The sequence below is a fragment of the Paenarthrobacter sp. NPDC018779 genome (assembly GCF_044391085.1).
Taxonomy (GTDB): Bacteria; Actinomycetota; Actinomycetes; order Actinomycetales; family Micrococcaceae; genus Arthrobacter.
In genome coordinates this window covers 78,249-98,989 of record NZ_JBIRZS010000006.1, presented here as the reverse complement: position 1 = coordinate 98,989, position 20,741 = coordinate 78,249, and the positions used below count along the sequence as shown (strand labels likewise).

Here is a 20,741-nt window from a genome sequence, read left to right as displayed (position 1 = left end):
TCCTCTCTCACTGCCAGTTTTGAACACGTTCATAAACAGTGCAATACTCATTCTTGAACACGTTCAAAATCCAGTGAGGGATATCCCATGGCAGCCAAGAGTGAGCAGACCAGACAACTCGTCGCCAGCGTCGCCCTGAAAATGTTCCGCGAGATCGGCTTCGAGAAGACCACTATGCGCGCCATCGCCCAGGAGGCCGGGGTGTCCGTCGGCAACGCCTATTACTACTTCTCCTCCAAGGATGAGCTGGTCCAGGAGCTCTACATCCAAGTCCAGGACGAGCACGCCATCGCGGCCGCGAAAACCCTCGAAGGCGTCCAGGACCTGGCCGGACGACTAAAAGCAGTGCTGCACAGCGGCATCGACGTCATGGCGCCGTACCACCAGTTCGGTTCCGATTTCATCGCGACGGCGATCCGGCCGACGTCACCCGTCAATCCGTTCGGCGAGGCGTCCAGCGCCGCCCGGGACGCTTCGCTCGCGATCTTCCGCTCCGCCGTCGACGGTTCCTCACCCGCCGTCGCGAAAAAGCTGCGCGCCGACCTGCCCGAACTGTTGTGGCTCGCCTACATGGGGATCGCGCTGTTCTGGGTTTACGACACATCCGAGGGCCAGCGCCGCACGCGCAAACTGATTGACGGCGCGGCGCCGCTGGTGGCCCGCGGGCTGTCGCTGGCGAAAATTCCGGGTGTCAGCAAGGTGTTCGACGACGTCCTCGGCTTGGTCCGCAACGTCAGGGAAGACTCATGACACGGACGGTGGTGCTCGCTGGCGCTTCGGGGTTCATCGGCAGCTACTTTCGGCGGCGGTTCGTTGAGGAGGGGTGGCAGGTGCGAACCATTGGTCGCGATGCTTGGGCTGACGCGCAATGGAACGACGACGGCGGCATGACCCGCGTGCTGAACGGCGCCGAGCTGCTGGTGAACCTCGCCGGACGGACCGTGAACTGCCGTTACAACGATCGGAACCGCCGGGAGATCCTCGATTCGCGGGTCTTGACGACGCGGTCATTGGGGGTGGCGTTGTCCAATTGCGGCGAACCCCCGCGGACGTGGATCAACGCAAGCACAGGAACCATCTACCGGCATGCTAAGGATCGGCCGCAATCGGAGATGTCCGGCGAACTTGGCCGGGGATTCTCCGTGTCCGTGGCCCGTGCATGGGAGGACGAACTGGCCGCGGCTGTGGTGCCGGCTACTCGGAAAGTGCCGCTGCGGATCGCGATTGTCCTGGGTGGGGACGGCGGAGTGATGGGTCCTTTCCGGAACCTGGCCCGCGGTGGTTTGGGCGGACATATGGGTCCAGGCACACAAAAGTTCAGCTGGATCCATGTGGAGGACTTGTTCCGGGCCGTATTGTTCATCCACCACCGGCCCGCGCTTTCTGGACCTGTCAATGCCGCGTCGCCGTATCCGGTGGACAACCGAGAGCTGATGACGTTGGTTCGACAAAGCCTCGGTATGCCGTTCGGCCTTCCAACGCCGAAGTGGTTGCTGGAGCTGGGCGCGGTGATGATCCGCACTGAGACGGAGCTCGTCTTGAAGAGCCGCTGGGTGGAGCCACGCAGGTTGCTTGACGCAGGGTTTGCCTTTGAGCACCCGTCCTTGGCGGGCGCCCTCAACGAGATTGTGGCGGCAAAGTCATGAACGACTGGGACGACGAGATGGGCTTAGCCGAGCCGCGGTGCTCACAGTACGACCCTCGGGACCGCGTGATTTTGACCGGCAAGAGTCTCGCTGTGGGTGTCCCGGTTGCCTATGTGGTCTTCAGTTCACTGCTGACCACGCAGGCTCCGGGTTGGGCATTGATCTTCTTCATCTACGCGGCCATCCCCGCAGCATTCATCGGCACCGCGGTAGGGGCCGTCCTGGGATGGGCACTTCGCCGCGTCCGAAACCAGTGGATTCACGTTGCCGTGTTCTTCGCAGCCGGCGCCTTGATCTGCGTACCCTTCGGCGGCTTCTCAAGCTGGGGTGCAACTCTTTTCAGCCTATCCATTGCTTTGGCGGCGGGGGTGGGCCGGTTATCGGTGTGGAAGCTCGTCAAACTCAACCCCCAACGCTCTCTCACCGAATAACCCCAATCCCCCATCCCTCTCTCACCAAATAGCCCCATCCCCAGAACCGTCTATCACTGTGGTTTATCGGCGCGCATAAGTCTGCTCGCGGGGTTGCCCACATAGCGCGGCACGGCCCGCATGTACTCGGCGTATTTGTAACCGAATTTCGTGAGGAGCGCCTTTTCCTCCCACAAAACCCCGACGTGTTCAACAAGGATCCCGGCGGGCAGTGTGGCCAATGCCCCGGAGGAACCCCGGAAGATGGCTATCCCGGAGTGGATCAGCCACCATCCCAAATACATAGGATGGCGGCTCAACGAGTAGGGGCCGGTCGTCACCAGGTCCTCCGGGTGGCTCAAGGCGAAACTGCCATTACTACGCATGCGGCGTTCTGCTACCGCCCAGACCGTGATCCCCGCGCCGGTCACGACTAAAACCATTCCGAAGACTCTGCGCATCCTCCGGCCGGACGGGGCAGGTGACTGAAAGAGCCGGTCCAGGATGGGGTCCAGCACTAGTCCAACCGTCTGGCCCGGCGGGAGCGGAACATTGGCTGCGTCATGCTTCAAGACAAGAGCTGCTCGGTGAAGTGCGCTCATGGCATGAACCATATTCCTGGCTTTGCAGGAAAGCCACGGCCAGCGGGCGGCTGGGGAGAGAAGGTCCGCCCAGACCGGTCATTCGGTGAGAGAGCGTCCGCCCACACCGGCCATTCGGTGAGAGAGCGTCCGCCCACACCGGCCAATCCGTGAGAGAGCATCCGGGGGCCACAGCGAAAGGGTCGTCGGGCGCCCAAGCTGCGTGCCGCCGTCGTACGTCGCCAAACGCGACCCGAAACCTAAGGAAGTGTTAGGAAATCCCCTCCCGCGTTGGTTGTGCCGTGCATCACCCCTAGTTTGGAATACGTCCTCTTCACCCCAAGAGGGCCTTTCCCAGTCGACGAAGAGCCATGCGCAAGGACGCCATGAGCACGAGCTTCATGGACAGAACGAACTCATGAAAGACACGGCTGCCGCGTGCGCAGCCGGCCAGGAAGGTTCATTGATGAGCACCCAACAAGCTGCGCCCCTCAGCGAGGCGGCACAAACCCGCAAGGCCGTGGGCAATATCCTCAAGGGCTCCGCGGGCAACCTCGTGGAGTGGTTCGACGTGTACGTCTACACGGCGTTCGCGGCGTACTTCCAGTCGCACTTCTTCAATTCCTCGGACGATCTCCAGGCCGGGCTTGAAGCGATGGCGGTCTTCTCGACGTCGTTCCTCATGCGTCCGATCGGCAGTTGGTTCTTCGGCCGTTACGCTGACCGCAAGGGCCGAAAGGCCGCGCTGACGCTGAGCGTGACCATGATGTCAGCAGGTTCGTTCGCCATCGCCATCCTCCCGACCCAGGACGTGATCGGCCTCTGGGCGATGATCCTCTTGGTGTTCGTCCGCGTAGTCCAAGGCTTCTCCGTGGGCGGTGAGTACGGGACAAGCGCCACGTACATGTCCGAGGCGGCAACCGCCAAGCGCCGAGGCTTCTTCTCGAGCTTCCAGTACGTGACGCTGGTCGGCGGACAGATGCTGGCCCTCCTGGTACTCGTGATCCTGCAGAACACCATGACCAAAGAAGCCCTGACCGAGTGGGGTTGGCGCATTCCGTTCGCTATCGGTGGCGTGGCAGCCCTGGTGGTCCTGTGGCTCCGCCGTTCGATGGAAGAAACCGTTTCGGCCGACCAGATCCGTGCCGCCCACGTCAAGGTTGCAGGCGAAGCGCAGCCCGGCACCATGAAGCTCTTGTTCACCAAGCACTGGAAGCCGCTGCTGATCTGCATCGGCATCACCCTTGGCGGCACGGTGGCGTTCTACACGTACACCAACTTCATTTTGAAGTTCATGAACGATACGTCCGGCATCCCCAAAACCGACACCTCCGTCATCAACTTCTGGGCACTGTTCATCTTCATGCTCCTGCAGCCGGTCTACGGCATGATTTCGGACAAGATCGGCCGCAAGCCGCTGCTGGTGTGGTTCGGCGTGACGGGTGTCCTGTTCACGTGGCCGCTCCTCTCCATGCTCGCCGGCACCAAGGATCCGTTCATGGCCTTCCTGCTCATGATGGGCGGGCTGCTGATGGTGGGCGGCTATACGTCGATCAACGCACTGGTGAAGGCCGAGCTCTTCCCGGCATCCATCCGCGCCCTCGGCGTTGGGCTGGGTTACGCGATCGCCAACTCGCTGTTCGGCGGCACGGTTCCATTGATCGGTGCGGCGCTGCAGAAGGCCGGCCAGGAGAACCTGTTCTTCACCTACGTCACGGCGGCCATTTTCATCTCACTGCTGGTTTACATCTTCGCGCTCAAGAACAAGAAGGCCACGCACCTGGACACCGAACAGGGCCACGCCTGGGAAGGTCGCGGGGACGGCAAGAAGGACCTCGTCGACGCCTAAGGCCCCCTTTGTGAGGCCCGCTTTGCGCCCTTGGATTGTTCCAAAGGGCGCAAAGTGGGCCTCACAAATTTAAGGAAAGGAGTAACGTCCAAGACGGACCGCCCAGCAAAACGCAAGGAGAACACCCACCGTGCACGTGCTCATTGTCGAGGACGACGACGCTATGGCCTCCGCACTCAGTGCCGCCGTGGCTTCGGCGGGCCACAAGCCCACCCGGGTTTCCCGTGGCGAGGACGCGCTGCTCGATCATCGCAACCACGAGGTCATCCTCCTGGATCTGGGCCTCCCGGACATGGACGGCCTGGATGTCCTTCGCAAGCTCCGCCAAGTCACGCACGCCCCCATCCTCATCCTCACGGCAAGGGACGATGAGCGGAGCGTGGTCCTGGGCCTGCGCTCCGGAGCCGACGACTATCTGGTCAAACCCGTGAAGCTCGTGGAACTGCTCGCCCGCATCGAAGCCGTGACCCGACGGACCAACCGCTCCGGCCCCAGCGCTCCACAACAGATCACGCTCGGACCCCTCACCGTAGACCTCGACCGCAGGGTAGCCGCCGTCGAACATCGCGAACTGTCCCTGACCGCCACGGAATTCGACCTCCTCGCCCTGCTCGCCAAGAACGCAGGGTCCGTGGTGACCCGCGAACAGATCCTCGATGCCCTCTGGGGTGACGCGTTCCTGGCGCACTCCCGCTCCCTGGACGTCCACCTCACCGGGCTGCGGGCCAAGCTCAAGCTTCCTGGTTTCATCATCAACGTCCGCGGCGTCGGGTACCGGGTGGAGCAAAAATGAGAGTCCGTGTCCTGGGCATCCTCGGCGTCATCGCGGTGCTCCTTGTGGTCACGGTGTCCAGCGTGATCCTCAGCTCGGCCGGGCGGGAGATCACCCAGGAAGTCCAGATCAACCGCGTGGCCGCCCTCAACCGCTTCGCCCAACTGGCCAACGATGCCTCAAACGACAATGACACCACGCAACTCCAGCGTGAAATGGACCGGTACTCCGAGCTCTACGGAGAAGGAATCCTGATCCGGCTGCAGGAGAAAACCCTACGGTCGGGCAACCTCTCCGAAGACCGTCGGGACGTGGAAGAGGCCATCAGCCGGGCCAGCCTCAACCTCAGCGACACCACAATCAGCACGGTCCAGCCCTTCGAGACCGGGACGGAAACCATTTCGCGGTCCTTCGGCACGGCAAGCCAGGTACTCGGCGAAACGGTCCTGGAAGTCGATCCCAGCGCTGCCAGGGCGAAACTACGGGAGCGGTGGTTTGTCGTCGGGCTTGCGGCACTGGCGATGTTCGCAGTGCTGCTGATGGCGGCGGCGCGGGTCACCGGCTGGGTGCTGCGGCCGGTGCACAGGCTCAGCAAGGCGGTGCACGAACTCGAAGAAACCGGGAAAACCAGCCAACTCCCCGAAGCGGGTCCGCCGGAACTGCGCGAGCTCAGCCGCTCGTTCACCGCAATGGCCAACACGGTCAGCGCGAGCATGGCATCGCAGCGCCAACTGATCGCCGATACCTCCCACCAACTCCGCAACCCGGTGGGTGCCCTGCGGCTGCGGATCGACCTGCTGCAACTCGAACTGCGGAACACACCCGGCGAGGCCGCAGCGGCGGGAGTCGTTGCGGAACTGGACCGCGTGGAACACATGCTCGACGGCGTGCTGAAGCTGGCTGCGGCGGAACACCGCGCCGTTGCGGGGGCTGCTGGAACAGCGCAGGCCTCGGAGCACCGACGGCAAAGCGTGATTGACCCCATGCCCGTGCTCCAGGGCGAAGTGGAACGTGCCGAACCCGCAGCGAAACGGGCGGGCTGCACCGTCACCCTTGCCCAGCCGGGTAAGCCACTGGCCATCCGTTGCGACCCCGAAGAGCTGGGCCAAATGGTGGGCGAACTCCTGGCCAATGCCATCAAGTACGCTCCAGGCGGCCGCATCGCCGTCTCGGCCCGGCCCACCCAAGGAGGTGCCGCCGTCGTCATTTCCGACGACGGTCCAGGCCTCAGTGCCGAACAGCGCGCTGCTTCCACAAGCCGGTTCTGGCGGGCGCCGCAGCACAGCAACCTTCCCGGGAACGGCTTGGGCATGACCATTGTGGAACGCCTGGCCGAGGCCAACGGCGGCGCGCTGTTCCTGGACGCCCGGGAGCCGCAAGGACTTGCAGCGCGGCTGGAATTCGCAGGCGGATCCGATGCGTGAATTGATGCCGCGGCGGGCCGTCCTGCGGGCCGGGCTGGCCTTCGGAGCAGGCGGGCTGCTGGTGTCCGCCTCCGCGTGCACTCCGGCGCCCAGGCCTCAGCTGACCGTTGCCGGCGGCGAGTCGGGCGGCTTCTACCTCGAGTTCGCCACCCTGTTGGCCGGGCTGCTGCAACGCGAGGGCGTCGCCGGGACCGCGACACCCGTGGTCACCGGAGGAAGCCTGGACAACGTCAGGCGGGTCCTGTCCGGCGACGCGACACTCGCCGTCGCCCTGGCTGATACCGCGGTGGTCGAAGCTGCTGCCCACGGGCGGGGCGACGGGTTGGTGGCTCTGGGCAAGGTGTACGAGAACTACGTCCACTGCATAGTCCGGGAGGACAGCGGAATCCGTTCATTCTCCGAGCTGGTGGGCAAGACCGCGGCCGTAGGCGAAGTGGGCTCCGGAACCACCCTCACCGCCGCAAGGATCATTGCCGCGGCCGGGCTGGGGCCGGAACAGGGTCCGGGCAGGGCCCTGAAGCAGGTGAACCTTGGACTGAACCAAGCCCTCGCGGCCTTGAAGGACGGGTCAATCGACGTGATGATCCAATCCGGGGGTGTACCCACTGCACCGGTCGTGGCTGCCGCCAAGGAAACCGGACTGCGGCTGCTGGATCTCTCCGGCATCATTCCGGCCACCAGGGCGCAGTCCGGCTTCTTCTACGACCGCGTACTGATCCCGGCCAACAGCTACGGCCAGGCACCCGCTGTCTGGACTGTGGGCGTGGCCAACCTGCTGCTTTGCCGGCGTGACCTGCCTGATGAACTGGCCACGGGCACGGTGGAACTGCTCGTGGAGCATGCCAGGGACCTGGTGCCCGCTTCCAGTGCCGGCGTCCAGTTCCTCAGTCCGGAGACGCTTATCAACACGGCCGGCGTTCCCCTGCACCCTGCTGCCGTAGCTGCGTACCAGGCGCTGCACGGCTAGCACCGTTTAGGAGCGACGCCGGGCAACTGCCAAAATAGGATCCATGACTTCAGCCGTTTCCCCCGCCATTGCACTGACCATCGCCGGCTCGGAAGCGACCGGCGGCGCCGGTGCGCAAGCCGACCTCAAGACCTTCCAGGAACTGGGAGTCTTCGGCATCGTCAACCTCACGTGCATCGTTTCGTTCGATCCCAAGGACCAGTGGAACCACCGCTTTGTGCCGGTGGACCAGCAAGTCATCGCTGACCAACTTGAAGCCACGACGGCGGCATACGGCGCCGGTTCAGGCGCACCTTCGGTGTTGGACACCGTAAAGATCGGCATGCTTGGAAGCCCCGCGACGATCAGCACGGTCGAGCAGGCTTTGTCCGAAGGTTCTTTTGCCAACGTGGTCCTGGACCCGGTCCTGATCTGCAAGGGCCAGGAGCCGGGCCACGCACTGGACACCGACCAGGCGCTCAAGGCCCAGATTCTTCCCCTCGCCACGTTCGTGACGCCGAACCACTTCGAGGCCGAGTCCTTGTCCGGGCTGACCATCACGGACGAGGAATCCCTCAAGGCCGCAGCCATCCGCATCCACGAGCTGAGCGGTGCAGCAGTGCTCGCCAAGGGTGGGGTGCGGCTGGAAGGTGCTGACGCCGTCGACGTTTTCTACGATGGCGAGACGCTGGAAGTCCTGCGCGCTCCCAAGGTGGGCGAGGTGGCTGTGTCCGGTGCCGGTTGCTCGCTTGCTGCAGCCGTAACCGCGGAACTGGCCAAGGGCGCCACCCCGCTGGAAGCTGCCCGCACGGCCAAGGCTTTCGTGACCGCGGGCATCAAGAACCGCGTCGCCTCGGGCGCACCGTTCGACGCGCTGTGGCAGGGTGGGGCGCTGAGCTAGCGCGAAACCTTGCCCATCAAGGAAGCGATCGGGCGCAGGAACAGCGGCCGGGCCAGGAACCACGCCGCAGCCGTGAACACGATGGACGCTGCGAAGATACCGAAGCCCCACCAGCTGACGTCGTTGTTCGAGGCGTACATGTGGTTCAGGTTGTTCAGTGCGCCCGTGGCCAGGACCAGCGTCACGTGAACGATCACGAATGCCACGAAGTAGATCATCACGGGGAAGTGGATCTTGCGGGCCAGCTCGATCGGGTAGAACTTGTTGACCGCAGCCTTCTTGGGCCACGCACCGGACATGCGCAGGCCGGTGATGATGGCAAGCGGGGAGGCAATGAAGACCGTAATGAAGTAGGTCAGCAACTGCAGCGAGTTGTAGTTGTTCCAGCCGTTTTCCACGGGCCAGTTCAGCGAGGCATACTGCAGTCCGGCCGAGACGGCGTTCGGGAACACGTCCCAGCTGGTGGGCACAATCCGCAGCCATTGGCCGGTGGCGAAGAGAAGCACAATGAAGATGATGCCGTTGAGCACCCACAAGGCATCCAGTGTCAGGTGGAACCAGAGATCCAGGCTGATCTTGCCGGGCGGGTTCTTGGTCTTGATGAAGCCCTTGTTGTTACGGGTCCAGTACGCCGGTGGACGAGTGGTGGTCCGTACCTGCCACCCGGATCGGATGATCAGGACAAGGAAGAACATGTTGAGGAAGTGCTGCCACCCGAGCCAGGCCGGGAAGCCTGTGGGGGTGCCCTCCGGGATGGCGGAGTGCCCGGGGTAGTCGACCAGGAACTGCTTGACGGGATCCAGCGTGCGAAGCCAGATGGCGATGAGCACCAGGATCAGCGCGACTACCAGAGCCCCTGCCGTAACGACGACGGGTTTGAACCACCTGTTCGACGTGATCCCGGACGACTTGCTTGAAACGGACATCAGGCCGCGTTCCTCTCTGGCTTGTTGGCGTGCGACCAGTTGGCGCTCTCTCATAGCGATTCAACCAGTTGCTGCCCGACGGTGAAAACGGCACCCGGGTTTTGGGGCGTTCGGCGTCAAAAATCGCAGCATTTGGTTACATACTGCAATACATATTTCTAGAACAGACTTTCAGAATTATTTCCTGTAGCTTGGGGCTGGGTCAAGGATATTGTGGCGCTGCCAGCCGGTTCCGTGGGTACGCCTTCCAGAATTGAGCCCCGACGACACACCGAGGCTGCATCCAGGAGGACTGATGGTTCGAAAAGCATCCGATGCCGCAGTCCATGCCGGTTCCTGGCAGTGGCAGCGCACGGCTGTTACACGGCGCAACCTCCTCGACGCGGCCGCCTCTGTCTTCTCCGAACAAGGCTTCACTGACGCCGGCATCTCGGACATTGTTGCGCGCTCCGGCTCCAGCGTTGGCAGCCTGTACCACCACTTCGGCGGCAAGACTGAGCTCTTCCTGGCTTTGTGGGACGACTACCAGAACGAACACGAGCGGCTCGTCGCTGCTGCGGTGGCCAAGGCCCGCAAGACGGGAGAGAGCGACCCCCTGGCGCTGTTCAACGTGGGCAGCCGAAGCTACTTCGACTACACATGGAAACATCGCGCTTTGGAACGCGTCTTCATCCAGGGCGACACTCCCCCGGGCTTCGAACTCCTCCGGCGCGAACGCGGGCGGGAATGGGTCCGCCAAAACTCCGTCCTGCTCGGTACCAGCGAGGACACCTTGGGCCGGCTCACCGTTGCGGTGATCACGGACATCATCACCGTTGCCGGCCAGGAGGTCGCCTTGAGTGCCACCAAGCGGGAAGCGGACGACGTCGTCAACGCTGCGGCAGTGCTGGTGGCACGGCTGGCTGGTTAGCGTAGTTGCACGGGGGTACCATACAATATGGACATCAACGTCGACGAATTGGTTCAGGAAGCTGAAGACCTCGGCAGAATCAGCGAGCAATTACGCCTCGAACAACTGGTGGCTGCCCATCGGAGGCAGGAGGCCATCCTGTCTCTCCATGCCTTAGGACTGTCGATTCGAGACATCGCCAAGAGAATTCATTCCAGCCCCGCCGTTGTCCAGGCGTCCCTGAAGTCCGCCCGTTCCCGACGCCCACATCTGGTGCGCAGGGAAGAACGCATCCCGTTTGAATTGCACATCCAGTTGAGCCTCAAGCTGCACGCTGATGAAGAGAAAATCCGCAGCATAGGTCGCGCGGGGGTCAAGAAAATGCGCGAAAGGCCCAGAAGCAGCGTTGCCGATGAGTGGGTAGACAAATGGGACCAACTCCTGGGCCGACCGGTGGCAGAGATTGATGAGGCGATGCTCGAGGACAGCCCTTTCGCCACTGAACTCAGGCAGATGAGCCCCTTCGCTGGAGCGCTCTCTGACCAAGAGCGCTTGATCGCAATCAAGAAGGCAGCTGCTTTTGCGCCGTGAAGAACTAGAGCACGCCATTCGGGCTGCCACTGAAATCATCCACAACGATCGTGTCATTGTCATTGGCAGCCAGTCCATCCTGGGCTCCTTCACCGAGGATCAGTTGCCCGTGGCGGCCACCATGTCGGACGAAGTGGACATCGCACCGATGTCGGATGATGATGCCGGGACCTTGGCAGACAGCATTGACGCGGCCATCGGCGAGTGGTCTCCGTTTCACGCACAGTTCGGCTTCTACGTGCAGGGAGTCGGCAGGGGAACGGCTGTGCTCCCACGCGATTGGGAGTTCAGGCTGGTCAGCGTCCGGAACGAAAACACAAAGAACAGCACGGGTCTATGTCTGGACCCGTACGACCTCTGCGCTGCCAAGCTCATTGCCGGCAGGACCAAGGACCATGCGTTCGTCGTTGCCCTTGTTGAGTCGAAACTCATTGACCCAGTCGCCTTGGTGGAGCGCATTAAGCTCATCGACCCGGCAGAACACCGCCGGGCAAACGCCTTGGCTTGGGCAAGTTCCCTAAACAGCTGAGCTGTGCTGCGGACGTAGTCCTGCGCCGAGGTCGCGGGAAACCGCCGAAGGCCCCCGGAAACTTCCGGCGTCACCGCGCGGATGCCGCGTACTCGAGACCACGGGCCCAGGTCTCCGGGCAGCCCTCACCGCGGATCCGCCACCCAGCCCGTGAACAACGGCAGACCCGTCTCCGAATGCAGGATCTGATAGTGGAACGGGTGGTCCAGGATAATCTCGCGCTCGGAGCCCCTACCAGCAGAGTCCGTTGCGTTCATCTGGGTTACTGCAGCCGCCACCGTCCCCTTTTCGGCGACCTTGATGTTTGCAGCCTGGGCCGCCTGGGTGAGCCTCATCCCACCCTGGATGGCGTCGAAGTCGCTCTCGGTTGCCAGCATCTCCTTGAGCCCCAGAGATTTGAACACCTTCCGCAGGTCGAAGGTGGTCTTGTGGTCCCACTTCGGCAGACTGATGGTGACCAGGTCCGAGGGAGCCTCAGCCAACGATTTCCCAACCCCGGCAAGCACCTCCGCCGAAACCGCAGCCGGAGAATCCGAACCCGGCGTACCGGCGTCGGGCAGTACCAACCGCATCACAAAACCTTCAGCGTACGGCAGGTCCACGGCCTTCCAGCCAGCGGCCTCTGCGTACTTCATACTGACCGTTTCACCCATGGTGGGCACATTCACCACCTGGCCGCCGGTCTTGGTGAAGGGCCGGTCATAGGTGTCGTTCGCGCTGAAGGGGGTCTGCCACGCGGCCGCGAAGTACAGCGCATTGACCAGGCTGAACGTGTTCTTGGGATCGTATCCGGCGGGAGCCTCCTTGATCCGCCCGCCGGTGTTGTCGCTGACCCAGCGGTCGATTGCGGGCTTCGTCGCGGCCTCATCCTGGAAGGCCACCGGGTACACGCCCGTGCCATACTGCCGCCCCAGGGTCGCCAGGAAATCCTGCCCCGTGGGAGTCGAGCGCTCCACGAACAGCCCGTTCGCAGCGTGCATCACAGGCTTCCGCGGCGGGTTGTTCTCGTCAACCGAGCCGGGGTCGCCGTCGTACTTTTCCAGCGAGGTGAGCAGCGCGTTCATGGCCTCGTCGCGTCCCTGAGCGGGCAGACCCAGGACAGCGTCCATCTCCGCGGCCGTGGCGCCGGACGTTCCGGCCCGCAGCATGCCCAGCGCGATGAGCACGCTGGCGGGAGAGGACACCACGTTGCCGTTGGTTCCGTCGCCCCCGTCGGCCAGGAGCGCGTCCCCGAGCTTCCGGGCGGAAGCGTTCAGGGCCTCCAGTTGCGCGCCGTAGTCCTCCGTTTGCACCGAAACCCGGGTGACGCCGTCGGCCTTCACAAGCACGACGGCGGCTGGCTGGGGCGCGCAGGCAGCCAGGGCTACCAGCGCGCCCACCAAAGATACAGAAGCAAACCTCAGCAAGGTCCGGGCCATGACACTTCCCCCTTGAAACAGTGATGGCTTCATGGTGCCCCGGAAGCGGTCCAAACTCACGTGAAGTGAGAGAGGGATGCTCGAATGTTGCCAGAAGGTGATAGAGCGATCGGGAAAAGAGGCGGGAAGGAGAGAGAGCGTTGGATTCCTGGGAGGGAGCTCAGCGCCCGGAGTGGGCCTCGAGGAAGGAGTACACCTCTGTCTCGTCCACGCCGGGGAACGCGCCCGGGGGCATGGCCGCGAGCAGGTGCGAGTGGGCGCGGGCGGAGGGCCACGCATTTCCGGCCCACTCATTCGCCAACGCGGCGGGCGGGCGCTTGCAGCAGTTCGGGTCCGGGCAGGTGGAGGTGGCACGGGCCGTGGTCTCCCGTCCCCGGAACCACTTCACGTGCTGGTACGGCACCCCGATGCTAAGCGAGAACTCGCCGGCTGCGGATCTTTCAGTGCGGGCCGTGCACCAGTACGTACCGGACGGAGTATCCGTGTACTGGCTGTAGGCGCTGAACTTATCCGGCACATCGAACACTGCCCGCGACGTCCAGGCCTTGCACGACGGCTGTCCCTCAATAGCCCCGGTGTGGTCCTGCGGGAAGGTGACGCCGTCGTTCTCGTAGGCCTTGTAGATAATGCCCGACTGGTGGGTTTTCTGGAAGTGCGTGGTGATGCCCAGGTGCTGGGTGGCGAGGTTGGTGAAGCGGTGGGCCGCAGTCTCGTAGGAAACGGCGAACGCATCCCTGATGTCCTCCACGGCGATTTCCTTGGCCGCTTTGGCCTTCTGCAGGAAGTCAACGGTGGCTTGCTCGGGCAACAGGAGCGCAGCCGCGAAGTAGTTGGTGGCCACCCGCTGGGCCAGGAAATCCCCGTAGTTGCGTGGCGTTCCATGGCCCAGGACGTAGTGCCCCAGCGCCTGGAGCAGCACCGAACGGGGGTCGTGGTCCTGCCGCTGGTTCTGTGTGAGGTAAATTCTGCGGTTCTTCAAATCCGTCACCGAGCGCGTCGAATGCGGCAAATCACCCACGTGGTGCAGCGAAAAACCGAGGTTCTCGGCGATGTCCGCAATGACGTGCTGGCTCAGCGGACCCGACGTGTAGCCCACCCCTTTGAGGACCTTCTGTGCCTCCGCCTCATACTCAGGGAAATAGTTGCCGCGCTCACGCATCATGGCGCGCAACTCGCCGTTCGCGCGGCGGGCTTCTTCCGGCGTCGCAACCTGCTCGTTCAGTTTGCGTTCGAGCTCCTGCAGCAGCCCCACCTGGGACTCCAGCACATCCAGCGGAAGCCGCGAGCTGATGCGAATTTTGGGCAGGTTCAGCGACTCGTAGAGAGGCCCGCGCTGGTACCGTTCCAGCTCGATTTCGAGCGCCGCGCGACGACTCGGCGGCTCGGCCCCGAGCAACTGGTCGATGCTCACATTCAGCGAGGCGGCGAGCTGCTGGAGCAGGCCCAGTTTGGGTTCGCGTTTGCCGTTTTCGATCAGGCTTAGCTGGCTTGGTGCGGTCCCGACGGCGGCACTCAGGTCATCGAGCGTCAGGCCCGCCTGCTTGCGCAAATGGCGAACGCGGCGGCCCAGGCTGATGACGTCCAGTTCGGGGGTTACAGGGGACGACGACGGCGACGCGACGTCGCGGCTCCAGCTCACAGGCGACATTTCTTGAGAATACGCGAAGAACTGCATTTCTTTCCATGGTTTTCCTCTAGAAAGCCTCTTGAAAGTGCAGAAAAGTAGTTCTCACGAAAAAGAAATACAGACCCCGGTAGCCGGCCGACGTTGCAACGACGCAGCCAAGGCCGGCCCGGGAACCAACAAGGAGACATGCAATGACCGCATCGTTTGAACCAGAGTTGACCGCAGAAGAGCAGGCAGCGGCACTGGAACTTGAATGGTCCGCCAACCCGCGCTGGGAGGGCGTCACCCGTGATTACTCGGCCACCGACGTCGTTCGCCTCCGTGGTCGCGTCTCCGAAGAGCACACCCTGGCCCGCCGTGGTTCGGAGAAGCTTTGGAAGCAGCTCACCGAGGAAGCTCCCACCGGTGGCTACACCAACGCCCTGGGCGCCCTGACCGGCAACCAGGCAGTGCAGCAGGTCAAGGCCGGGCTGCGGGCCATCTACCTCTCCGGTTGGCAGGTCGCCGCTGACGCGAACCTTTCCGGCCACACGTACCCGGACCAGTCGCTGTACCCGGCCAACTCGGTTCCGCAGGTTGTCCGCCGTATCAACAACGCGCTGCTGCGTGCCGACCAGATCGAGTACGCCGAGGGCATCAAGACGGTCGAGGACTGGCTGGTCCCGATTGTTGCCGATGCCGAGGCCGGTTTCGGTGGCCCGCTGAACGCTTACGAGCTCATGAAATCCATGATTACCGCCGGCGCCTCGGGCGTGCACTGGGAAGACCAGCTCGCTTCGGAGAAGAAGTGCGGCCACCTCGGTGGCAAGGTCCTGATCCCCACCCAGCAGCACATCCGCACGCTGAACGCGGCCCGTCTGGCTGCCGACGTCGCTGGCACCCCCACGGTGGTCATTGCCCGCACCGACGCCGAAGCCGCAACGCTGATCACCTCGGACGTTGACGAGCGCGACCGCGAATTCATCACCGGAGAACGCACCGCCGAGGGCTTCTACAAGGTCCGCAACGGCATCGAACCCTGCATCGCCCGCGCCAAGGCCTACGCCCCGTACTCGGACCTGATCTGGATGGAAACGGGCACCCCGGACCTGGAACTGGCCCGCAAGTTCGCCGAAGCCGTCAAGGCCGAGTACCCGGACCAGATGCTCTCCTACAACTGCTCGCCGTCCTTCAACTGGCGCAAGCACCTGGACGACGCCACGATCGCCAAGTTCCAGCGCGAACTCGGCGCCATGGGCTTCACGTTCCAGTTCATCACCCTGGCCGGCTTCCACGCCCTGAACTACTCGATGTTCGACCTCGCCCACGGCTACGCCCGCGAAGGCATGAGCGCCTACGTCGAGCTCCAGGAAAAGGAATTCGCCTCCGAATCCCGCGGCTACACCGCCACCAAGCACCAACGCGAAGTCGGCACCGGCTACTTCGACGACATCGCCACAGCGCTCAACCCGAACGCCTCCACCCTCGCACTGGTCGGATCGACCGAAGAGGGCCAGTTCCACTAACCACACCCCCGACGGCGGTCGTCACCTCCGGTCTCCGCTGCGGCAATGCTCTGCCTGCTATCCCCATGCCCGCCCCAAGACCTCGTAGAACTCGGTCGGGGGCGGGCACAGGGCCCCTTTACGCAGGCTGCCGCATCACCGCACCTCCGGCCTCTTGCGCACCTCACGGAAGCGCCGCCGTCGAACATTTTCTTAGGAGTCTCGAAATGAACAGCTTCACCGACAACTTCACTATTAATGGCATCACGTTGACCGCGCAGCCCATCTCGCGGCAGAACGAGGTCCTCACTCCCGACGCCCTTGAGTTCGTTTGGAAGCTGCACCGGGCGGTCGCCGATCGGCGGCAGGAGCTGATGCAGGCGCGGCACGCCCGCCGCAACGCAATCTCGAGTGGCCAGGACCCGCGCTTCCTGCCGCAGACCGAGGGCATCCGTAACGACCCGTCCTGGCGGGTGGCTCCCCCGGCACCGGGATTGGAGGACCGCCGCGTGGAGATCACGGGTCCGGTGGACAAGAAGATGACCATCAACGCGCTGAACTCGGGGGCGAAGGTGTGGCTGGCGGACATGGAGGATTCCTCCACGCCGACGTGGCGCAACGTCATCCAGGGCCAGCTGAACCTGACCGATGCCTTGGAGCGCCGGATCGACTTCACCTCCCCCGAGGGCAAGGAGTACAAGCTTAGGCCCGCCGACGAGCTGCCCACCATCGTGGTCCGTCCCCGTGGCTGGCACCTGCCGGAGAAGCACCTGCTCATCGATGGCAAGCCGATCGCCGGCGGCATCGTGGACTTCGGGCTCTACTTCTTCCACAACGCCCGCCGCCTGCTGGCCCAGGGCAAGGGCCCGTACTTCTACCTGCCCAAGATCGAGAACCACCTCGAAGCACGGCTCTGGAACGACATCTTCATCCTGGCCCAGGACCTGCTCGGCATCCCGCAGGGCACCATCCGCGCCACCGTGCTGATCGAAACCATCACCGCCGCGTTCGAAATGGAAGAGATCCTGTACGAACTGCGCGACCACGCGGCGGGCCTCAACGCTGGTCGTTGGGACTACATCTTCTCCCTGATCAAGAACTTCCGCATCCGTGGCCCGCGCTTCGTGCTCCCGGACCGCGGACAGGTGACCATGACCCAGCCGTTCATGCGGGCCTACACCGAGCAACTGGTCCGGGCCTGCCACCGCCGCGGTGCCATGGCCATCGGAGGCATGGCGGCCGCAGTACCGAACCGCAAGGACGAAGCAGCCAACGCCGCGTCCTTCGAGAAAGTCCGGACCGACAAGACCCGCGAAGCCAACGACGGCTTCGATGGCTCCTGGGTAGCCCACCCGGACCTGGTTCCTGTGGCCCGCGAAGTCTTCGACTCAGTACTCGGCGACAAGCCCAACCAGCTGGACCGCAGCCGCGAGGACGTCACCCCGGACGACCGTGCCCTGATCGACATCTCCACCACCGAGGGCACCATCACGGAAGCCGGCATCCGAATCAACATCGAGGTAGGCATCCGCTACATCGAGTCCTGGCTCCGCGGCAACGGGGCCGTGGCCATCCACAACCTCATGGAAGACGCCGCCACCGCGGAGATCTCCCGCTCCCAGCTGTGGCAGTGGATCCACGCCCACGCCATCACCGAACACGGCGACATCATCACCCGTGAATGGGTCCAGGACATGCTGGACGAGGAATTCGCCCGGCTGGAACGCTTCGACGGAGACCGCTTCGCAGACGCCCGCAGCATCTTCGAAGAAGTCACCCTCACCGAAGAATTCCCCACCTTCCTGACCATCCCGGCCTACGCCCGCTTCCTCACCGAAGCCAAGGAAGAAGCCACGCAAGAAGAATTGGTCGCCGCCTAGCGAACGGCCATACCAAAGCCCCGCGACCCACGCCGCGGACACCAAAGCCCCGACGCTGGGCTGCCTGCACTCTTCGCAACAAGTGACCCCGAAGGCCGGGGAGGCAGCCCAGTACCGGGGCTTTCCCGCACCCAAGTAAGTCGCAGTTCGCGTCGTTCCCAGCGCTGGGAACGACCTGAACTGCGACCCAGTTGGGTACGCACGACGGCGGCACTCGCCTTGCGCGGGCGGCTCACCTTGCGGGCGGCTCAGGATTGGCGGGCTACCCAGCGCACGGACAACGTGGTGCAGATGCAGAACGTGAGCACTGAGCCCAGGATCACCAGCAGCGGAACCGTCCAGCCGCCAGACACGCTGTGCACGTAGCCAACGATCGTCGGAGCCAAGGCGGCGAAGCAGTAGCCCACGCCCTGCACGACGGCGGACATCTTCCCCGCCGCTGCCTGGGAATGGGCGAACTTGATGACGGCGATGAAGATGACTGTGATGCCGCCGCCCTGGGCAATCCCGCCCAGCGAGGACCACAGCCACCACTGGCCGGGCGCGAACAACAGGCCAACGGGAACGGTCAACCACAGCACGCTCAAGGTGACCGCCACCGTCGTCGTACTTGAAAAGCGCGCCAGAAGTGGAACGCCCAGGCCGCCCACAATCGCGAAGATCTGGAACAGCGACGATCCCGCACCCGCTTCGGCGGTCCCCATGGCGAGTTCGTCGGACAGGAAGCTCGGCAGCCACGCGGTGACGCCGTAGTAGGAGAACGCCTGGCCGGCGAAGCCCAGCGTGAGCCCGGCAACGAGCCAGCCAACTCCGCGCGTCGGACCGGAAGCCGAAGCAGCCACGGGCGGAACCGGCGACGGAACCAGGGCCCGTCGCACACCAACGGTAGGCAGCCAGAACACGATCGCCGCCAACGCCAGCAACGCACTCGCAGCGAGGGAGAGCCGCCAGCCCAGCAGATCAGCCAACGGCGCAGTGACCACGGACGTCAGGAACGAGCCGATATTCAACGCAGCCGTGTAGACGCCCATCGCGGTGGCTTGCCGGCGGGGCGCGAAGTCGCGCCTGATGATCAAGGGCACCGCAATGTTGCCGATGGTGATGGCCACGCCGATGAGGACCGTACCCACCATGACGGGCACGCCGCCGCCACTCGAACGGATCACTACGCCTGCCAGGACGCCCAGCAGGGTGAGCATGATGGCGAACTCTGCCCCGAACCGCCGTCCGGCCATGGATGCCAGCGGAGATGCGAGCGAGAAGCACAACACAGGAATGCCGGTCAGCAGGCCGAGTTCAACCGGGGAGAACCCCAGGTCCTGCCGCAGCGAATCCACCACAGGGGCAACGGCGACAAAAGGCCCGCGCATGTTAAGGGCAATAAGGCCTATGCACGCGAGGATCAGCCAACCGCGCGGGACTTTGGCGAGGAGGTGGCTCATGGCGCAGGCACAGAAATGGCGGGAAGCGTTTTCATCACTTTCATTGCTATCACGCCTGCAGCCACCAAGGCGCCGGAAGTCGTTCCTAACCGGTGGCTTGCAGCGTGGCTTCGATCACGGCGGGCGACAGCACGTGCTGGGTGACCATCTGGCTTGCGCCGAGGATGGCCGCCCGGTCGCCGGCCATGGAGATGCCGATCCGCAAGTGTGTGGTGGCCAACGGCAGCGAGCGGCGGTAAACCACCTCGCGGATGCCGGCCACCAGGTGTTCCCCGGCCTCCCCCACGCTGCCGCCAATGACGATCATGGACGGGTTGAGCAGGTTGACTACGGTGGCCAGGACATCGCCGACGTCCCTGCCGGCCTGGCGGAGCGCCTGGATCGCCTGCAGGTTTCCCTCGGCCACCAGGCGCAGCACGTCCGCGCCGGAGACGGCTTCCAGCCCTTGGGCCGCCAATTGACGGGCGACGGCGGGACCTGAGGCCAGCGCTTCGAGGCACCCGTGGTTGCCACACCGGCAGAGGACATCGTCGCCCCGCGGCACGCGGACGTGCCCCAGGTCGCCGGCCGTACCGTTGGCGCCGCGCTGCAGGTCACCGCTGCTGATGATGCCCGCGCCGATGCCGGTAGCCACTTTGATGAACAGGAAGTTCTCGTGCTCGGGCCAGTAGGCGGTTCGTTCGCCGAGCGCCATGATGTTCACGTCGTTGTCCACCAGCACCGGAACGGGCAGTGAGCGCTGGACGTAAGGGACGACGTCGAAGCCGTCCCAACCGGGCATGATCGGCGGCTTCACGGGCCGTCCGGTGTCGTGTTCCACGGGACCCGGCAGGCCGATGCCCATGCCGGCGAGGTCTCCGACGTCGCGTCCGGCTTCGATCAGCAGTTCCTTGCCCGCGGCGATGACCTTGCCTAGGACAACTTCCGGACCGTCGGCGACTTCCTGCTTGAGGCGCCGCTCGGCCAGGACCTTTCCGCCGAGGTCGGTGACGGCGACGATCACGTGCGTGGCACCCACGTCGACGGCCAGGACCACCCGAGCTGCGGGGTTGAAGGCAAAGCGCGACGGCGGCCTTCCGCCGCTGGAGCTTGCCTCACCAGCGGGACCAACGAGTCCGGAACTGATGAGGGCGTCGATGCGCGAGGCGACGGTGGACCGCGCCAGACCGGTGGTCAGGGCAAGTTCGGCGCGGGTCCGGGCTTGTCCGTCGCGAAGCAATTGAAACAGATCACCAGCGCGCGAAAGACTGCCGGCCTCTTGTGCAGAGGCTTCTTTGCCAGCGTCATTTCCGGGGGCTGAGGTCATGGAAACAGTGAAGCACGGATGGTTATGCGTGTCACGCACCAAAAGATTGTCGGGAATATTTCAACTTTTGCTTGACGCTCGGCAAAAGTCCCCATAGGTTGTGAGCAGCACCACATCACA

General features: G+C 63.9%; 19 protein-coding genes. 13 read left to right on the top strand and 6 right to left on the bottom strand.

Annotated elements, in window-relative coordinates:
* Positions 1 to 87 precede the first annotated feature (87 nt).
* The 3 genes from ACH488_RS09320 to ACH488_RS09310 are packed head-to-tail and all read left to right on the top strand — an operon-like array spanning position 88 to position 2,077.
* Entirely contained in the window at positions 88 to 750 is a 663-nt protein-coding gene (locus ACH488_RS09320; protein ID WP_397323742.1) for a TetR/AcrR family transcriptional regulator, read from the top strand.
* Positions 747 to 1,646 carry a TIGR01777 family oxidoreductase gene (locus tag ACH488_RS09315; RefSeq protein ID WP_397323741.1) on the top strand — a complete coding sequence of 300 codons (900 nt, stop codon included), beginning with the start codon at positions 747 to 749 and terminating at the stop codon, positions 1,644 to 1,646. Before ACH488_RS09320 ends, ACH488_RS09315 begins: the two co-directional genes overlap by 4 nt.
* Positions 1,643 to 2,077: a hypothetical protein gene (locus tag ACH488_RS09310; RefSeq protein WP_397323740.1), complete on the top strand. Its 435-nt coding sequence runs from the start codon at positions 1,643 to 1,645 to the stop codon at positions 2,075 to 2,077. Before ACH488_RS09315 ends, ACH488_RS09310 begins: the two co-directional genes overlap by 4 nt.
* A gap of 53 nt (positions 2,078 to 2,130) precedes the next feature.
* Here the strand turns inward: ACH488_RS09310 and ACH488_RS09305 are convergent, their stop codons facing one another.
* A complete protein-coding gene (locus tag ACH488_RS09305) occupies positions 2,131 to 2,517 on the bottom strand; it encodes a methyltransferase family protein (protein WP_397323865.1) in 387 nt (128 codons plus the stop codon).
* Between the two features lie 586 nt (positions 2,518 to 3,103).
* On the opposite strand from ACH488_RS09305, the gene ACH488_RS09300 reads away from it, so the two are divergent.
* From ACH488_RS09300 to ACH488_RS09280, 5 genes are all read left to right on the top strand, one after another.
* Positions 3,104 to 4,486, top strand: coding sequence for an MFS transporter (locus ACH488_RS09300; RefSeq protein ID WP_397323739.1), 1,383 nt, complete (start codon positions 3,104 to 3,106; stop codon positions 4,484 to 4,486).
* Between the two features lie 130 nt (positions 4,487 to 4,616).
* Positions 4,617 to 5,279 carry a response regulator transcription factor gene (locus ACH488_RS09295; RefSeq protein WP_397323738.1) on the top strand — a complete coding sequence of 221 codons (663 nt, stop codon included), beginning with the start codon at positions 4,617 to 4,619 and terminating at the stop codon, positions 5,277 to 5,279.
* On the top strand, positions 5,276 to 6,682 hold the full coding sequence (locus ACH488_RS09290) for a sensor histidine kinase (protein WP_397323737.1): 1,407 nt from the start codon (positions 5,276 to 5,278) through the stop codon (positions 6,680 to 6,682). Before ACH488_RS09295 ends, ACH488_RS09290 begins: the two co-directional genes overlap by 4 nt.
* Positions 6,675 to 7,649 carry a TAXI family TRAP transporter solute-binding subunit gene (locus ACH488_RS09285; RefSeq protein ID WP_397323735.1) on the top strand — a complete coding sequence of 325 codons (975 nt, stop codon included), beginning with the start codon at positions 6,675 to 6,677 and terminating at the stop codon, positions 7,647 to 7,649. The genes ACH488_RS09290 and ACH488_RS09285 overlap by 8 nt, the downstream gene beginning before the upstream one ends.
* 43 nt (positions 7,650 to 7,692) lie before the next feature.
* Complete coding sequence (locus ACH488_RS09280) at positions 7,693 to 8,529, top strand: hydroxymethylpyrimidine/phosphomethylpyrimidine kinase (protein WP_397323734.1); 837 nt, start codon at positions 7,693 to 7,695, stop codon at positions 8,527 to 8,529.
* Here the strand turns inward: ACH488_RS09280 and ACH488_RS09275 are convergent.
* Complete coding sequence (locus tag ACH488_RS09275; protein ID WP_397323732.1) at positions 8,526 to 9,455, bottom strand: cytochrome b/b6 domain-containing protein; 930 nt, start codon at positions 9,453 to 9,455, stop codon at positions 8,526 to 8,528. The genes ACH488_RS09280 and ACH488_RS09275 overlap by 4 nt on opposite strands.
* A gap of 295 nt (positions 9,456 to 9,750) precedes the next feature.
* Between ACH488_RS09275 and ACH488_RS09270 the strand changes: the two genes are divergently transcribed.
* Genes ACH488_RS09270 through ACH488_RS09260 form a run of 3 tightly spaced genes read left to right on the top strand, consistent with a single transcriptional unit; the run spans position 9,751 to position 11,464 of the window.
* Positions 9,751 to 10,365 carry a TetR/AcrR family transcriptional regulator gene (locus ACH488_RS09270; RefSeq protein ID WP_397323730.1) on the top strand — a complete coding sequence of 205 codons (615 nt, stop codon included), beginning with the start codon at positions 9,751 to 9,753 and terminating at the stop codon, positions 10,363 to 10,365.
* 27 nt (positions 10,366 to 10,392) lie between these two features.
* A complete protein-coding gene (locus ACH488_RS09265) occupies positions 10,393 to 10,935 on the top strand; it encodes a hypothetical protein (RefSeq protein WP_397323729.1) in 543 nt (180 codons plus the stop codon).
* Positions 10,925 to 11,464 carry a DUF6036 family nucleotidyltransferase gene (locus tag ACH488_RS09260; protein ID WP_397323727.1) on the top strand — a complete coding sequence of 180 codons (540 nt, stop codon included), beginning with the start codon at positions 10,925 to 10,927 and terminating at the stop codon, positions 11,462 to 11,464. Before ACH488_RS09265 ends, ACH488_RS09260 begins: the two co-directional genes overlap by 11 nt.
* A 125-nt stretch (positions 11,465 to 11,589) precedes the next feature.
* Here the strand turns inward: ACH488_RS09260 and ACH488_RS09255 are convergent, their stop codons facing one another.
* Both ACH488_RS09255 and ACH488_RS09250 read right to left on the bottom strand, forming a co-directional pair.
* Positions 11,590 to 12,882 carry a serpin family protein gene (locus ACH488_RS09255; RefSeq protein ID WP_397323726.1) on the bottom strand — a complete coding sequence of 431 codons (1,293 nt, stop codon included), beginning with the start codon at positions 12,880 to 12,882 and terminating at the stop codon, positions 11,590 to 11,592.
* A 160-nt stretch (positions 12,883 to 13,042) separates the two neighbouring features.
* Entirely contained in the window at positions 13,043 to 14,557 is a 1,515-nt protein-coding gene (locus tag ACH488_RS09250) for a helix-turn-helix domain-containing protein (protein ID WP_397323725.1), read from the bottom strand.
* A gap of 143 nt (positions 14,558 to 14,700) precedes the next feature.
* Between ACH488_RS09250 and aceA the strand changes: the two genes are divergently transcribed.
* Both aceA and aceB read left to right on the top strand, forming a co-directional pair.
* Positions 14,701 to 16,014, top strand: a complete 1,314-nt coding sequence (aceA, locus tag ACH488_RS09245; RefSeq protein ID WP_397323724.1) for an isocitrate lyase — start codon at positions 14,701 to 14,703, stop codon at positions 16,012 to 16,014.
* Positions 16,015 to 16,220: 206 nt separating this feature from the next.
* Positions 16,221 to 17,873: a malate synthase A gene (gene aceB / locus ACH488_RS09240; protein WP_397323723.1), complete on the top strand. Its 1,653-nt coding sequence runs from the start codon at positions 16,221 to 16,223 to the stop codon at positions 17,871 to 17,873.
* 248 nt (positions 17,874 to 18,121) lie between these two features.
* On the opposite strand, the gene ACH488_RS09235 is transcribed toward aceB, so the two are convergent.
* Together ACH488_RS09235 and ACH488_RS09230 are read right to left on the bottom strand one after the other, a co-directional pair.
* Positions 18,122 to 19,315, bottom strand: a complete 1,194-nt coding sequence (locus ACH488_RS09235) for a CynX/NimT family MFS transporter (protein ID WP_397323721.1) — start codon at positions 19,313 to 19,315, stop codon at positions 18,122 to 18,124.
* Between the two features lie 85 nt (positions 19,316 to 19,400).
* Positions 19,401 to 20,621, bottom strand: coding sequence for an ROK family transcriptional regulator (locus tag ACH488_RS09230; RefSeq protein ID WP_397323720.1), 1,221 nt, complete (start codon positions 20,619 to 20,621; stop codon positions 19,401 to 19,403).
* Positions 20,622 to 20,741 lie beyond the last annotated feature (120 nt).

Bases quoted from the DNA above. Each gene is read 5' to 3' on its own strand.
- ACH488_RS09320 (WP_397323742.1), top strand. From the start codon at position 88: ATGGCAGCCAAGAGTGAGCAGACCAGACAACTCGTCGCCAGCGTCGCC.
- ACH488_RS09315 (WP_397323741.1), top strand. From the start codon at position 747: ATGACACGGACGGTGGTGCTCGCTGGCGCTTCGGGGTTCATCGGCAGC.
- ACH488_RS09310 (WP_397323740.1), top strand. From the start codon at position 1,643: ATGAACGACTGGGACGACGAGATGGGCTTAGCCGAGCCGCGGTGCTCA.
- ACH488_RS09305 (WP_397323865.1), bottom strand. From the start codon at position 2,517: ATGCGCAGAGTCTTCGGAATGGTTTTAGTCGTGACCGGCGCGGGGATC.
- ACH488_RS09300 (WP_397323739.1), top strand. From the start codon at position 3,104: ATGAGCACCCAACAAGCTGCGCCCCTCAGCGAGGCGGCACAAACCCGC.
- ACH488_RS09290 (WP_397323737.1), top strand. From the start codon at position 5,276: ATGAGAGTCCGTGTCCTGGGCATCCTCGGCGTCATCGCGGTGCTCCTT.
- ACH488_RS09285 (WP_397323735.1), top strand. From the start codon at position 6,675: ATGCGTGAATTGATGCCGCGGCGGGCCGTCCTGCGGGCCGGGCTGGCC.
- ACH488_RS09280 (WP_397323734.1), top strand. From the start codon at position 7,693: ATGACTTCAGCCGTTTCCCCCGCCATTGCACTGACCATCGCCGGCTCG.
- ACH488_RS09275 (WP_397323732.1), bottom strand. From the start codon at position 9,455: ATGTCCGTTTCAAGCAAGTCGTCCGGGATCACGTCGAACAGGTGGTTC.
- ACH488_RS09270 (WP_397323730.1), top strand. From the start codon at position 9,751: ATGGTTCGAAAAGCATCCGATGCCGCAGTCCATGCCGGTTCCTGGCAG.
- ACH488_RS09265 (WP_397323729.1), top strand. From the start codon at position 10,393: ATGGACATCAACGTCGACGAATTGGTTCAGGAAGCTGAAGACCTCGGC.
- ACH488_RS09255 (WP_397323726.1), bottom strand. From the start codon at position 12,882: ATGGCCCGGACCTTGCTGAGGTTTGCTTCTGTATCTTTGGTGGGCGCG.
- ACH488_RS09250 (WP_397323725.1), bottom strand. From the start codon at position 14,557: ATGCAGTTCTTCGCGTATTCTCAAGAAATGTCGCCTGTGAGCTGGAGC.
- aceA (WP_397323724.1), top strand. From the start codon at position 14,701: ATGACCGCATCGTTTGAACCAGAGTTGACCGCAGAAGAGCAGGCAGCG.
- aceB (WP_397323723.1), top strand. From the start codon at position 16,221: ATGAACAGCTTCACCGACAACTTCACTATTAATGGCATCACGTTGACC.
- ACH488_RS09235 (WP_397323721.1), bottom strand. From the start codon at position 19,315: ATGAGCCACCTCCTCGCCAAAGTCCCGCGCGGTTGGCTGATCCTCGCG.
- ACH488_RS09230 (WP_397323720.1), bottom strand. From the start codon at position 20,621: ATGACCTCAGCCCCCGGAAATGACGCTGGCAAAGAAGCCTCTGCACAA.